Here is a 13599-nt window from a genome sequence, read left to right as displayed (position 1 = left end):
TCCGGAGCACGAAAGAGGGCGGCACCCGTGCGGGGGTGCCGCCCTCTCGGGGCAGGGGGGCCACGGAGTTCCCCGCGGTCGACCGTGCCGGTTAGGGAACGCTGCTGCGGTCGGGGATCACCCCCACGCGGCGGCGGTGAACATGCTGGCCGCGTTGTATCCCGAGTGAGGGTAGGGGGCGGTCCAGGACATCGCCTCCGGCTGGGTGCGGGCGAAGTCCGCGGCCACCAGGGTGGCCAGCTCGAAGTACGCCTCGCGGGTCTGCGGCCTCAGCTCGGTCAGGTCGACCTCCGAGCCGGAGGCGAGGTGCTCGTCGAACGGAACCACCACCACGCCCCGGCAGCGGGCGCGGAAGTGATCCAGGATGCCGGTCACCTCGACTCTCTTGTTCTTCTTACGGGCCTCGGAGACCACGGTGATGCTCCGCTTGACGAGGTCGTCATAGTGGTGCGCGGCGAGCCAGTCCAAGGTGGTGCTGGCGCTGGTCGCGCCGTCCACGCTGGGGGTGGTGACGACGATCAGCTGGTCGGCGAAGTCCAGGACACCCCGCATCGCGCTGTGCAGCAGGCCGGTGCCGGAGTCGGTCAGGATGATCGGGTAGTGCTGCCCGAGGCAGCTGATCACCTTTCTGTAGTCCTCTTCGCTGAACGCCGTCGACAGAGCGGGGTCGACCTCGTTGGCGAGGATCTCCAGGCCGCTCGGGGCCTGCGAGGTGAAACGCCGTACCGCCATGTAATTGGTGAGGCCGGGGATCTCGGCCACCAGGTCGCGGATGGTCGCACTCGTCTCGCGGCGCACGCGATGGCTGAGAGTGCCCGCGTCCGGATTGGCGTCGATCGCGAGGACCCGGTCCTGGCGCTGGGAGGCGAGCGTCGCGCCCAGGGCGGCCGTGGTGGTGGTCTTGCCGACGCCACCCTTGAGACTGATGACGGCGATCTTGTGGCACTGCATCACCGGCGTACGGAGGATGGTCAGCTTGCGCTGGCGCTCCCGCTCCGCGGTCCTGCCCACGACGCGGAACCGGGCTCGGTCAGCGCGGTCACCGCGCCGCTTGCGCAGCAGGCGTTCGGAGGAGAGCTCGACAGCCGCACTGTGCCCCAGGGCCCCGTTGCGGTCCGGCCCCGGCCAGTACGCCGAAGCGTGCGGCGACGGTTTATGAGCGGGTGCCGGCGCGGCACCGCCGTAGCCCGGCGGCTGCGTCACCCTGGCAGAGGGTGTCACCGGCGGCTGTGCACCCAGGTTGTTCCCCGCGGGCACCAGGGTGTGGTGCTCCGCCCTGCCCTCCTGCGACGGCACAGCCTCATGGGTCGGCTGGGTGCCGGTCACCGGCTCCGCCGGGGCGACGGCCGGGAACGCGCCGGACGCCTCTTGCGGTGTGCAGCCGGCCTCGCCGGAGCACTCCCCGCCCGCGTGCGGTGCGGAATCGCCGACGCAGGTGTCGGGTTGGTTCGTCACGCTTTTTCCCTTCAGTGAGTTGGAACGTAGGTCGAGAGCAGTGCCGACGGGGTTGCGTCGGTACCCGGAAGGCAGCACGTCGGCGTGCCGGACAGGCCTGTGTCCAGGTGCCTCCGCGCGGTGGGAGGGCCCGACCGGAACGAGGGCGGCCGGTGGCCGGCCCGTGCGGGAGCCTCCGGTCCGCAGCTCGGACGGGCCGGCGATGCCCGGGTGTCCGTGGCCGCCGTCCGGGTGGTGCGCCTGGCTGCCTGCCAAGCCGAAGGCCCCACGCGCGCTCTGCCCGGCAGGCAGCCCGCGCGGTCTGTGGCCCGGCCGAGGCGGGAGAGCGGCGCCCGCGCGGTTCGGCCGGGACCCTGTGACACCGGTGGGCGGCGACGACGCGGTGAGGGGGTGTGGCGGGTCCGCGCGGACCAGCCTGCCGCCTTCGTCGAACCGCAGTCCCAGAGATATGAACTGTTCCACCGTCAGGACCCGCTTCTCCGGGCGCCAGGCATGTTCCGACGGCGGCCAGGCACCCGTTCCGCCAGGGCCGCGCCTGACCTGTGTCGCGTACGCGACGCGGAAACCCCGACCGGCGTCCAACGCGTGCTGGACCTCGGGTGGAACCTCGAGCCGGCTGCGCACCCGAAAATGTCCGGCTCTCATGCTCTCCACCCGGTGCAGTTGAACCTTCACCGGGCCTACGAACGAGTAGTCCTGTTCTTCGGCGTACTCGCGCACCTTCTCGACCAGTTCCTCGCCGAGCATCACCAGGCACGGGCTGTGTCGTTCGTGGTCGCTCGGGCTGAGCTCGACGATGAAGGAGTTGGGCGCCATCGTGCAGTCCCGGTTCCAAATCCTGGCGTTGATGTCGCACTCACGCCGGAGCGCGCCGGCGAACTCCATGGGGTGCACCGCGGATTTGAAGACCTTGGAGAAGGTGCCGTCAACCAGAGCCTCGAAGACCTGTTCGATCTTGTCCAGTGTTCCCACTGCAGCCTCCGGGGGTGCCAATCTGCCGCGATGCAGCCAGACAAGGCGATGATCTTACTAGTAGTACTTATATAGCCACTCACAGTGACTGTAGTTGGGAGGTCACCTCAATTCACCGGATCGGACGCAGACCTCCACCACCAGGGTTCTGAGGACGCAAAAGGGCGGCACCCGCGCTGAGGTGCCGCCCTCTGTCGTGCCTCGGTCTCCCGCGGCGGGGGACGTTACGAGCGGAACGGGCCCGCCACCTCGTACGTGATGCCGCCCGACGAGCTGCCCGTCGTGCCGCGCCGGCTCGAGAAGTACAGGCGGCTGCCGTCCGGAGAGAACGCCGGGCCGGTGATCTCCGAGCCGGACTGTCCGTCGACGCGGAGGAAGGGGGCGACCACGTCGGTCGGGGTGATCACGCAGATCTCCATGGTGCCGCCGTCCTCCGCGACGAACAGGTCGCCGGAGGAGGAGCCGGTGACGTTGTCGACACCCGTGAGGGGGGGCCGTGCCGGACGTCACCAGGGAGTCGTCGTAGGCGAGTTCGATGGTCTGGACGGCGGCGTTGTACTGCCAGACGCGGTTGTCGCCCTTGGTGGTGAACCAGCAGGTGTCGTTCGCGTAGTAGCAGCCCTCGCCGCCGTTGAAGCGCTTGGCGCCCGAGACCTGGCCGCGGGTGGCGGTCGCGCCGGAGGGGTCGGGGACCCGCGCCCAGGTGACCGGGCCGCTGGTGCCGCTGCCCGCCACCAGGACCTCCAGCGTGCCGGAGGACAGGTCGCCCCAGGTCGTCGGGCGGAAGCGGTAGAAGCAGCCGTCGGTGACGTCCTCGGTCAGGTAGACGACCTGGCGGACCGGGTCGGCCGCCGCCGCCTCGTGCTTGAAGCGGCCCATGGCGTCGCGGCGCACCGCCGCCTTCGCGCCCCAGGGGTCCGTCTCGTAGACGTAGCCCCGGTCCACCTCCTCGCAGGACAGCCAGGTGTTCCACGGCGTCTTGCCGCCGGCGCAGTTCTGCCGGGTGCCGGACAGGATGCGGTACGCGCCGGTGATCGCGCCGGTCGAGGAGAACCTCACCGCGCTCGCACCGCCCGAGGGGTTGATCTCGGAGTTGGAGACATAGATCCAGCCCGTGCCGTCGGCATGGCAGGCGCCGCCGTCCGGCGCGTTGTGCCAGGTGTACGACGTGCTCCCGACCCGCTGGCCCGACCGGGCGATCACCCGGCTGGTGAAGCCGCTGGGGAGTCTGACGCCGTTGGCGTCGGGGGAGCCCAGCGGCCCGTAGGGGCCGGTGCCGGGCTGGGCCGGGGCCGCGTACGCGGCCCCGCGCCACAGTGTTCCGCCCAGGGCGGCCGAAGTGCCGCCGAGGACGGCCGCACGCAGGAGGCTACGACTTTCCACCTGCTTTCGGGCAGGGTGCCCGGTCCTTCAGGGCCGGGGTGAATGCCCGCTCCCGCGTAGCGGGCGGGGGAAGCCGAAGCGCCGTCAGGGCGATTCGGCGTCGCCGCCCATGGAGCTGAGGGCGATCACAAACAGGCGGTGATGACGGGGAGTTGAGGGCCCTGTGGCAGGTGGCCGGCCGGGTCGGCAGTCGGGAGCGGTCACTCACACAGGTGATGTTGATCGATGGCCTGCCCGGTTGGGGAACGTGTGGGCCAGGTTCACGGCATGGCACGGTTTCGGATGTACCCGACGAGCGAGCAGGTGAGCATCATGCTCGACCACTGCGCGCACGCCCGGTACGTCTGGAACCTCGCCGTCGAGCAGCACTCGCACTGGTCCAAGGGCCGCGGGGCCGCGCCCGGTTTCGCTGAGCAGTGCCGCCAGCTGACCGAGGCCCGGCGGGAGGACGAATGGCTGCGCGCTGGTAACGCCGATGTGCAGCAGCAGGCCCTGAAGGACTTCGCCAAGGCCAAGAACGCCAGGTTCACCTCTGGCTTTGGTGAGCCGACGTGGCGCAGGAAGTACGTGCACGAGGGCTTCCGCGTCATCGGCACCGACCGGGTCGCGGAGTTCGAGACGGACGGGTCGCCGAAGCTGAACGCCAAGGGCAAGCAGGTCATGGGCCGCTTTGTCGTGGTGCAGAAGCTGAACCGGCGGTGGGCGCAGGTGAAGGTGCCCGGCTGCGGGTGGGTGCGCTTCCGCATGTCCCGCAAGGGCAAAGGCGCCTGCCTGCCCGCCGCGAAGACGTTCCGTGTCACCTTCCGTAACGGTCAGTGGCATATCGCGTTCGCCGTCCTCTCCGAGCCGATCGACGTGCCCGGCGCGGGTGAGGTCATCGGCATCGACCGGGGTGTGAAGATCACCGCAGCCCTGTCCGACGGGCGGAAGCTGAACTGTCCGCAGCTCACCGTCAGGGAACGTGCCCAGATCCGCAAGCACCAGCGCCGGGCTGCTCGAGCGCCCAAGGGCAGTGAGGCCAAGACCGCCGAGTACGCCAAGGTCGCCAGACTCAAGGCGCGCGAAGCTGACCGGCGTAAGGACTGGTGCGAGAAGACCAGCACCATGCTCGCCCGCGCCTATGGGCTGGTGCGGTTCGAGAAGCTGAACACCAAGAACATGACCCGCTCGGCGAAGGGGACGGTCGAGCAGCCCGGCAAGAGGGTCAGGCAGAAGGCCGGACTGAACCGGGTGATCCTCGCCCAGGGTTGGGGGCTGCTGCGGCAGCGTACGGAGGACAAGGCTCCGGGCCGGGTCGAGGACGTCCCCGCGCCCTTTACGTCTCTGCGGTGTTCCGCCTGCGGATGGATCGAGAAGAAGTCGCGCAAGAGCCAGGCCGACTTCGACTGCGTGTCCTGCGGGTTCACCTGCAACGCCGATGAGAACGCAGCGCACAACGTCGCGGCATGACAGGGCGGTTTCCGCCGCCCCCGGCGCTCAGCCGGTGCCGGAGGGGTGACAGCGGCCACGGGCCGTTCGAGCGCCCGTGAACCTCAACCCACCTGGGTTGGAATCCCCCTCTTTTAAGAGGGGGAGGATGTCAATCTCACTCCAAGAGGTGCCGTACCGCCCCGGTCCCGCCTGTGTGAGCTGAGCGTGCCGCCTCTGGGTGCTACGCGGCCCGCACCGTCGCCCGCACCCGGCCGTCCTCGTAGGCTGGATCGCGGCCACCGTCGGAGGGAGCCTGCCATGCCAGGCTGGAACACACAGGACATCCCGGACCAGAGCGGCCGCGTCGCCGTCGTCACCGGCGCCAACAGCGGGATCGGGCTCGTCACGGCACGGGAGCTGGCCCGCAAGGGCGCGCGGGTGGTGCTCGCGTGCCGCAGCGAGGCCCGGGGCAATGCGGCCGTGGCCCGGCTCCGCGCGGAACTGCCGGACGCCCGGGTCGAGTTGGGCCGACTCGACCTCGGGGACCTCGCCTCCGTACGCGAGTTCGCGGCCGGGTTCCCCTACGAGCGGCTGGACGTGCTCGTCGACAACGCCGGAGTGATGGCGCTGCCGTACGGGACGACGGCGGACGGCTTCGAGACGCAGTTCGGGGTCAACCACCTGGGGCACTTCGCGCTCACCGGCCTGCTGCTGCCCGCGCTGCTGGCGGCGCCGGGAGCCCGGGTCGTGGTCGTCTCCAGTGGGATGCACGCCCTCGCCAACATCGACATCAACGACCTCAACAGCGAGCGGCGCTACCGGCGCTGGATCGCCTACGCCCGTTCCAAGACGGCCAACCTGCTGTTCACGCACGAGCTGGCGCGCCGGGCTGCGGTGCACGGCACGGACCTGGTGGCGGCCGCGGCCCACCCCGGGTACGCGGCCACCAACCTCCAGACCACCGGACCGCTCGCCGAGGGGCGCCGGGCCGCCGAGCGGCTCGTGCGGATCGCCAACCGGGTCATCGCGCAGCCGGCCCAGGCGGGCGCGCTGCCGATCCTGTACGCCGCGACAGAACCCGGCGTACAGTCCGACTCCTTCACCGGCCCGCACATCTCCATGTGGCGCGGGGCGCCCGCACCGTCCTGGCGGGCGCCCTGGACCCTCAACGACGTGGCGGGGCAGCGGCTGTGGGCCGCGTCCGAGGAGCTCACCGGGGTGACGTACGGCGCGCTGAAGGCATGAAGCTCACAGGGACACGGCCACCGCGTTGAACGTCGTCTGAGGCGTCTGCGGGCTGGTGAAGCGGGCGTTGACCAGGTAGAGGCGGTCGCCGTAGCGGGCGGCGGTGGTGGGGACGTCGAAGCGGGGGTCGGTGATCGTCCTGGTCAGGGTGGCGGTGGTGGCCTTCCGGTCGAGGTCCCAGACGGTGATCTTGTTGAGGCGGTTCTGGACGACGTACAGGGTGCGGCCGAGACGGACCAGGCCGTCGCCGCCCGCCACGTCCGTCGCGCCCTTCAGCGTGACCTTGGTGGCGTGGCCGGTCTTCAGGTCCACGGTGTACAGCTGACCCGCGTTGACGACGATCAGACCGCGGCCGTCGGGGGTGGCGACCAGGCCGTTGGCGCTGTTGGTCCCGGTCGGCGCCTGCACCCACTCGCCGGTGAGCGGCAGGGCGCGGACCTCTCCCCGCCGGCCGCGCGGGACGCCGTGGAGGACCGCGGCACGGGAGTCGGTGAACCAGACGCGGTCCTCGTGCAGGACGACGTCGTTGATGAACGGGGCTGCGTCCCGGGTGAGTTGATAGGTGGTGAGCAGCTCGCCGGTGCGCGCGTCGACGATCCTCGCGGTGCCTCCGGCGCCGCCGGCCACGTACAGCAGGCCGTCACGGTCCAGCTTCAGGCCGATGGACGCGAGACCGGCGGCGCCCTCGTGCAGGACCCCGCCCTTGCCGGTGCGCAGGTCGGTGCGGTAGATCGCGCCGTCGGCGCGCGAGCCCATGTACGCGTACGGCCTGCTGCCGATGGTGATCCCCTCGGGGAGCCAGCCGTCGGGCAGCGGGAACTCGGTCGGCCGGCCGCTCCCGGGAGCGGCCTGCGCCGTGCCGGTGCCCGCGGCCACCGCGAGCGCGGCGACGGCCCCGCCGAGCACGGTCCGCCGGGACGGCTGGGGGTGGTTCCGAGTCATGGGGGGCCTCCGTGGAAGGAAGGTGGGGGTGTGACTCGATGAAACGCGAAGTACCCCCGGCACGGCAGCCGAGTCGGCGAAGTCGACAGCAACTCGACAGCCCGGAACGGCCGTTGATCAGTTGCTCAGTAGACGATCGACACGATCCGGCACGCCGCCTCGGCCAGCCGCGGGTCCCCCTCGACCCGGGCCCGGGCGAGAGCGTCGGCCGGCTGGACACCCCGCGTGCACAGCCGCCAGGCGGTCTCCGTGTCCAGTTCCACGGTGGCTGCCGCCGGCCGGCCACCGGAATCCTCCGTCAGCGGCCAGCCGTCCTCCGCCAGGGACCAGCCCTCCGGCCCGGCGGTCACGGTCCAGGTGCCCCCTCCGGGGCCGGTGACCGTCAGCGCCACCCGTGTGCCGGCCGGCGCGGCGGTGTCCCGCAGCGTGTGGGGCAGGGCCCGCATGAAGGTGTCCAGGACCATGGACAGGGCCCCCGGCTCGGAGTCGGTGCCCAGCCCGGCCGCGTGCCGGATCTGCTGGCGGTGCGTCCAGTACTCCGTGAATTCCCGGGCGCAGTCCAGCCACATCGGCGCCGGGTCCACCCCGGCCCAGGACACGCCCAGGGACGGCGCGTCCAGGTCGGCGCGCGCGAAGCGGCGGGCCAGTTCGCCGCCGGCCTCTTCCAGGGCGTCGACGAGCGAGGCCGGGTCCATGTCCCGGTGGCGCTCGACCCACTCCTGGTTGGCACGGTGGATGAACGTCTCCGGGCTCTCTCCCGGCGCGAAGGCGCCGAACTCCCGGCGGCCGAGGCGGGCGTAGTAGTCACCGAGGATGTGAGAGGCGACGTCATGCACGGTCCAGCCCGGCACGGCCGTCTCGTTCCATCGACCGGGCCGCAGGCGCCGCAACAGCCCCCGCAGCGCCTCCAGTTCCGGCTCGAACAGCGGGCGGGCGTCGATCGGAGCCCCGAGCCAGGAGAGGCCGGGCCTGTCGTTCGGCTGCGCAACCATGGCCCCAGTTTGCCGGGCGGCAAACGGAAAACACCCCTCCGGGGAGGGGTGTTTCCGAACGGACGTTCGCGTTCCTACGCGGTGCGCACCTTGTACGTCGCCACCCGTACCTCCTCGTCGTCCAGGCACTGCCCGGACGTTAGGTCGAAGCGCTGCTTCAGCAGGGGCGAGGCGACGAACGGGCGGCCCTGGTGGGTGCCGGTCAGGCCGCGGGAGAGGACCGCCGCGCCGGTGAACGGGTCGCGGTTGTCGACGGCGTACAGCTCACCGGAGCGGTCCCGGAAGATCGCCGCCTGGCGGCCGTCCGGCAGCAGTGCCGCCACCCCGCGGCCCGGGAGGAGCATGCTCAGGTCGCAGACCGCGAACCAGCCGCCGTCCAGAGCGAGTTCGACCTTCAGATCAGTGGTCTCAGGTGCCAGGGTCATCGCTGGGCGCTTCCTTCCAGTACGTCTTCGGCGGGTCGCATACCGATGGACAGCAGCGGCAGGTCGGGCTTCATCTGGTCGCGCTCGGGCACGAACGCGACGACCGGGTCGGGGGTGTCCGGCGCGTTCACGAAGGACACGAACCGGGCCAGCTTCTCGGGGTCGTTGATGGTCTCGGCCCACTCGTCGCGGTAGTGCGCGACGTGCGCCTGCATCAGCTTCTCCAGCTCGTCGCAGATGCCGAGCGAGTCGTGGACGACGACGTCCCGTACGTGCTCCAGGCCGCCGGGGATCCGCTCCAGCCAGGTCGAGGTGCGCTCCAGGCGGTCGGCCGTACGGATGTAGAACATCAGGAACCGGTCGATCAGGCGGACCAGTTCGGCGTCCGACAGGTCCTGCGCGAGCAGGTCCGCGTGGCGCGGCGTGGCGCCGCCGTTGCCGCCGACGTACAGGTTCCAGCCGTTGGCCGTGGCGATCACGCCGAAGTCCTTCGACTGGGCCTCGGCGCACTCGCGCTGGCAGCCGGAGACGGCCGACTTCAGCTTGTGCGGGGAACGCAGGCCCCGGTAGCGCAGCTCCAGGTCGATCGCCATGCGGACGGAGTCCTGGACGCCGTAGCGGCACCAGGTCTGGCCGACGCAGGACTTCACCGTGCGCAGCGACTTGCCGTAGGCGTGGCCGGACTCGAAGCCGGCGTCGACCAGGCGGGCCCAGATCAGGGGCAGCTGCTCGACGCGGGCGCCGAACATGTCGATCCGCTGGCCGCCGGTGATCTTCGTGTAGAGGCCGAAGTCGCGGGCGATCTCACCGATCACGATCAGCTTCTCCGGGGCGATCTCACCGCCGGGGATGCGCGGGACGACCGAGTACGAGCCGTTCTTCTGGAGGTTGGCCAGGAAGTGGTCGTTGGTGTCCTGGAGGGCGGCCTGCTCACCGTCCAGGACGTAGCCGCTCGCGCCGATCGTCGGAGCGAGGGAGGCGATGATCGAGCCGACGGCCGGCTTGCAGATCTCGCAGCCGCTGCCGCCCCTGGCCTCCTCGCGGCCGTGTCGGTCCAGCAGGTCCTGGTAGCTGTTGATGCGCAGGGCGAGGACGATCTCGTACAGCTCCTCGCGGGTCTGCGAGAAGCAGCCGCACAGGCCCTTGTCGACCTCGATGCCGCCGGCCTCCAGCTCGGCGTTGACGAGCTGGCCGAGGACCTTCACGCAGGAGCCGCAGCCCGTGCCTGCCTTGGTGCACTTCTTCACCTCGGGCACGGTCGTGCACTGGTGATCGGTGACCGCGCCGCGGATCGCGCCCTTGGAGACGTTGTGGCACGAGCAGATGATCGCGTCGTCCGGCAGCGCCGACGGGCCGAGCTGGGCGGATTCCCCGGCGCCGGCCGGCAGCACGAGCGACTCGGGGGCGACCGGCGGGACCGAGCCGGTGAACGCCTTCAGCGTGCCGTACGCCTCGGCGTCGCCGACCAGGATGCCGCCGAGCAGCGTGCCGTCGCGGCCGATGACCAGCTTCTTGTACAGGCCCGCGCGGGAGTCGGAGTAGACGACGTCCAGGCAGTCCTCGGCGGTGCCGTGCGCGTCGCCGAAGGACGCCACGTCCACGCCGAGCAGCTTCAGCTTGGTGGACAGGTCGGCGCCGGTGAAGGCGGCCTCGTCCGCCGCGATCGTCGCGGCGGCGGTCTCGGCCTGCTCGTAACCGGGCGCGACCAGGCCGTACACCCGGCCGTCGGCGGCCAGCGCGCACTCGCCGATCGCGAACACGTGCGGGTCGTTCACCGTGCGGCACTGCTCGTCGACCGCGATGCCGCCGCGCTCGCCGATCGTCAGGCCGCAGTCGCGGGCCAGCTGGTCGCGGGGGCGGACACCGGCGGAGAACACCACCAGGTCGGTGGCCAGTTCGGAGCCGTCGGACAGCTTCATGCCGGTCACGGCGCCGTCCTCGCCGACGACGATCTCCTGCGTGCCGACGCCCGTGTGGACGCTCAGGCCCATCTCCTCGATGGTGCGCAGCAGGGCGGCGCCGCCGCCCTCGTCGACCTGGACGGGCATCAGACGGGGTGCGAACTCCACGATGTGGGAGGTGAGTCCGAGGCCCTTCAGCGCGCCCGCGGCCTCCAGGCCGAGCAGACCGCCGCCGACCACGGCACCCGTGGTGGCCTTCTTGGCGTACTCCTCGATGGCGAGGAGGTCCTCGATCGTGCGGTAGACGAAGCAGCCCTCGGCGTCCTTGTTGGGCACCGGCGGCACGAACGGGTACGAGCCGGTGGCCAGGACGAGCACGTCGTAGTCGACGACGAGACCGGAGCGGGCGGTCACCTTGCGCGCCTCGCGGTCGATCGTCTCCGCCGGGTCGCCGACGCGCAGCTCGATGCCGTGGTCCTCGATGAACCGCAGGTCCGTCATGGACAGGTCCTCGGGCGTCTTGCCCGAGAAGTACGAGGTGAGCTGCACGCGGTCGTAGGCAGGACGCGGCTCCTCACAGAGCACGACCACGCGGTGCGTGGCGGTCAGGCCGCGCTCGGCGAGCGCTTCGAGGAAGCGCTGGCCGACCATGCCATGGCCGACGAGCACGATCGTGGGGGTGTCCGTGGACATCAGGAGCCTCCATCATTGGTAAGCAGGTGGAGCAGGGGGCCGCCGTCGGAGGGGAGCGGCTCTGCTCCCTCCCAGGCGCGCGCGAGCGCGCCGACGGTGCCGAGTTCGCCGACGAGGACCCCGCCGACCAGGCGGTCGTCGCGGACGACGACCTTGCGGTAGGTGCCGCGGGTGGCGTCGGCGAGCTGGACGACGTCGTCGCCCGGGAGCGCCTCCGTCTCGCCGAACGCGGCGAGGTCGAAGGGGCTGTCGTGCCCGTTCAGCGTGAGACGTGTCAGGGAGCGGGTGCCGGTGTAGCGGGCGTCCGCGTCTCCGGCGAGCAGCTCCGCGAGCGCGTCGGCCTGTTCGAGTGCGGGAGTGGCGAGGCCGTAGAGGACGCCGTCGTGCTGGGCGCAGTCCCCGATGGCGTGGATGTACGGGTCGGAGGTGCGCAGCTCGTCGTCGACGACGACGCCCTTGCGGACGTCGAGGCCGGCGGCCTGCGCGAGACCCACCCGGGGGCGGACGCCGCAGGCCACCACGACGAGGTCGGCGTCGAGCGCGTACCCGTCGGCCATCTCCACGGAGCGGACCGCGCCGCCGACGCAGCGCACGTCCCGTACGCGGCACTCGGTGTGGACCTCGACGCCCAGGTCGGTCAGGTGCCGCTTGACGAGCTTGGAGGCGGCCGGGTCGAGCTGGCGCTCCATCAGCCGCTCGGACTGCTGGGCGAGGACGACCTGGGCGCCGCGCAGGGCGAGCGCACGGGCCGCGGAGACCCCGAGGAGACCGCCGCCGATGACGACCGCCCGCGCCCCCGGCCGGACCGCCTTGGACAGGCCCAGGCAGTCGTCCATGGTCCGGAAGGCGTGGACGCCCTCCGGCAGCACGTGGTCGGGGGTGAACAGGCCGCGCAGGGGCGGCAGGACGGGGTTGGATCCGGTGGCGAGGACGAGCCGGTCGTATGCGATCACCGTGCCGTCGGCGCACTCGACGGTCCGCCCGTCGCGGTCGATGCCGACGACCCGGCCGCGCGTGGCCCGCGCGGGCGCCGGCAGGGCGATCACCTCGGGGCTGTAACGTCCGGCCAGCACCTCGGCGAGCAGCACCCGGTTGTAGGGCCGGTGCTCCTCCTCGCCGATCAGCAACGCGGGCGTGCCGAGCTCACCGAGCCGCCGGGCGAGCCGTACGCCCGCGAGGCCGGTGCCGATCACCACCACACGCTCATTCGAGGTCATGTCCTTGAGCGTGCGGTGCCGGTGTTACCCGGCAGCATCACGACTGTTTCCCACGGGGAACGCTGCCCTCAGCGGATGCCGGGGGCGGGTGTGAGGGTTCCCGGGGTGCGGCGACGGCGGGCTGTGAGGAAGCGTCGCACAGGCGTCGCACGGCCGTCACATACGCTCCCGACCATGCCTGACATATCGCTGACCATGATCGTCCTGCTCTGCCTCGCGGCTCTCGCCGCCGGGTGGATCGACGCCGTGGTCGGCGGCGGCGGGCTCCTGCTGCTGCCGGTGCTGTTGCTCGGACTGCCGTCGCACACGCCCGCCGCGCACGCCCTGGGCACCAACAAGGCGGTCGCGATCGTGGGCACGACGGGCGCGGCGGTGACATACGCCCGGAAGGCCCCGGTGGATGTCCGTACGGCGGTGCGCATCGGGCTGGCCGCCCTCGCCGGATCGTCCGCCGGGGCCTTCTTCGCGGCCGGGATGAGCACCGACGTCCTCAAGCCGGTGATCATGGTGGTGCTGCTCGGGGTGGCCGCCTTCGTGATCCTGCGGCCCGCCTTCGGCACGGCCCCCGCGACCGGACCGGCCACCCGACGGCAGATCCTCGCGGCGATCGGCCTCGCGGGCCTCGGCATCGGCTTCTACGACGGTCTCATCGGCCCCGGCACCGGCACCTTCCTGGTCCTCGCGCTCACCGCCCTGCTCCACCTCGACCTCGTCACGGCCTCCGCCACCGCCAAGATCGTCAACTGCTGCACCAACGCGGGCGCCCTCGCGACCTTCGCCTGGCAGGGCGCGGTCCTGTGGCAGCTGGCCGCCCTGATGGCCGTGTTCAACCTGGCGGGCGGCACCCTCGGCGCCCACACCGCCCTGAAGCAGGGCAGCGGCTTCGTGCGCGTCGTGCTGCTGACGGTGGTGTTCGCGCTGGTGGCGAACCTGGCGTACGAGCAGTGGCTGGCCTAGTGCCGCG

Annotated in this window: 9 protein-coding genes and 1 pseudogene; 3 read left to right on the top strand and 7 right to left on the bottom strand. The window is 71.4% G+C overall.

Annotation, left to right across the window (positions count from 1 at the left end; genetic code table 11):
* Positions 1-117 precede the first annotated feature (117 nt).
* Both HDA41_RS12705 and HDA41_RS12700 read right to left on the bottom strand, forming a co-directional pair.
* Entirely contained in the window at positions 118-2427 is a 2310-nt protein-coding gene (locus HDA41_RS12705; RefSeq protein WP_189944814.1) for an FhaA domain-containing protein, read from the bottom strand.
* Positions 2428-2651: 224 nt separating this feature from the next.
* A pseudogene (locus HDA41_RS12700) lies at positions 2652-3810 on the bottom strand (alkaline phosphatase PhoX).
* Between the two features lie 267 nt (positions 3811-4077).
* Here HDA41_RS12700 and HDA41_RS12695 point away from each other — a divergent pair.
* Together HDA41_RS12695 and HDA41_RS12690 are read left to right on the top strand one after the other, a co-directional pair.
* The gene (locus HDA41_RS12695) at positions 4078-5259 is read left to right on the top strand and encodes an RNA-guided endonuclease InsQ/TnpB family protein (protein WP_230299378.1); all 1182 of its coding nucleotides are present in this window, start codon (positions 4078-4080) and stop codon (positions 5257-5259) included.
* 279 nt (positions 5260-5538) lie between these two features.
* Positions 5539-6465 (top strand): oxidoreductase, encoded by a 927-nt coding sequence (locus HDA41_RS12690; RefSeq protein WP_184983514.1) that lies wholly within the window; start codon positions 5539-5541, stop codon positions 6463-6465.
* A 3-nt stretch (positions 6466-6468) separates the two neighbouring features.
* Here the strand turns inward: HDA41_RS12690 and HDA41_RS12685 are convergent, their stop codons facing one another.
* From HDA41_RS12685 to HDA41_RS12665, 5 genes are all read right to left on the bottom strand, one after another.
* The gene (locus HDA41_RS12685) at positions 6469-7407 is read right to left on the bottom strand and encodes an NHL repeat-containing protein (RefSeq protein ID WP_184983512.1); all 939 of its coding nucleotides are present in this window, start codon (positions 7405-7407) and stop codon (positions 6469-6471) included.
* Positions 7408-7532: 125 nt separating this feature from the next.
* Positions 7533-8399, bottom strand: coding sequence for a maleylpyruvate isomerase family mycothiol-dependent enzyme (locus tag HDA41_RS12680; RefSeq protein WP_184983510.1), 867 nt, complete (start codon positions 8397-8399; stop codon positions 7533-7535).
* A gap of 74 nt (positions 8400-8473) precedes the next feature.
* Positions 8474-8824 (bottom strand): nitrite reductase small subunit NirD, encoded by a 351-nt coding sequence (nirD, locus tag HDA41_RS12675; protein ID WP_184983508.1) that lies wholly within the window; start codon positions 8822-8824, stop codon positions 8474-8476.
* Complete coding sequence (gene nirB, locus HDA41_RS12670) at positions 8821-11418, bottom strand: nitrite reductase large subunit NirB (RefSeq protein WP_184983505.1); 2598 nt, start codon at positions 11416-11418, stop codon at positions 8821-8823. Before nirB ends, nirD begins: the two co-directional genes overlap by 4 nt.
* Positions 11418-12635, bottom strand: a complete 1218-nt coding sequence (locus tag HDA41_RS12665) for an NAD(P)/FAD-dependent oxidoreductase (protein ID WP_184983504.1) — start codon at positions 12633-12635, stop codon at positions 11418-11420. The genes nirB and HDA41_RS12665 overlap by 1 nt, the downstream gene beginning before the upstream one ends.
* Before the next feature lie 174 nt (positions 12636-12809).
* On the opposite strand from HDA41_RS12665, the gene HDA41_RS12660 reads away from it, so the two are divergent.
* Positions 12810-13592, top strand: a complete 783-nt coding sequence (locus HDA41_RS12660; RefSeq protein WP_184983501.1) for a sulfite exporter TauE/SafE family protein — start codon at positions 12810-12812, stop codon at positions 13590-13592.
* Positions 13593-13599: the final 7 nt, after the last annotated feature.

Source organism: Streptomyces caelestis (assembly GCF_014205255.1).
In the GTDB taxonomy this organism is placed as follows: Bacteria; Actinomycetota; Actinomycetes; order Streptomycetales; family Streptomycetaceae; genus Streptomyces; species Streptomyces caelestis.
This window is presented reverse-complemented; position numbering and strand designations above follow the sequence as displayed.

Coding starts and splice junctions, on each gene's coding strand:
- HDA41_RS12680 (WP_184983510.1), bottom strand. CDS start 8,399: ATGGTTGCGCAGCCGAACGACAGGCCCGGCCTCTCCTGGCTCGGGGCT.
- HDA41_RS12690 (WP_184983514.1), top strand. CDS start 5,539: ATGCCAGGCTGGAACACACAGGACATCCCGGACCAGAGCGGCCGCGTC.
- HDA41_RS12685 (WP_184983512.1), bottom strand. CDS start 7,407: ATGACTCGGAACCACCCCCAGCCGTCCCGGCGGACCGTGCTCGGCGGG.
- nirB (WP_184983505.1), bottom strand. CDS start 11,418: ATGTCCACGGACACCCCCACGATCGTGCTCGTCGGCCATGGCATGGTC.
- HDA41_RS12695 (WP_230299378.1), top strand. CDS start 4,078: ATGGCACGGTTTCGGATGTACCCGACGAGCGAGCAGGTGAGCATCATG.
- HDA41_RS12660 (WP_184983501.1), top strand. CDS start 12,810: ATGCCTGACATATCGCTGACCATGATCGTCCTGCTCTGCCTCGCGGCT.
- nirD (WP_184983508.1), bottom strand. CDS start 8,824: ATGACCCTGGCACCTGAGACCACTGATCTGAAGGTCGAACTCGCTCTG.
- HDA41_RS12665 (WP_184983504.1), bottom strand. CDS start 12,635: ATGACCTCGAATGAGCGTGTGGTGGTGATCGGCACCGGCCTCGCGGGC.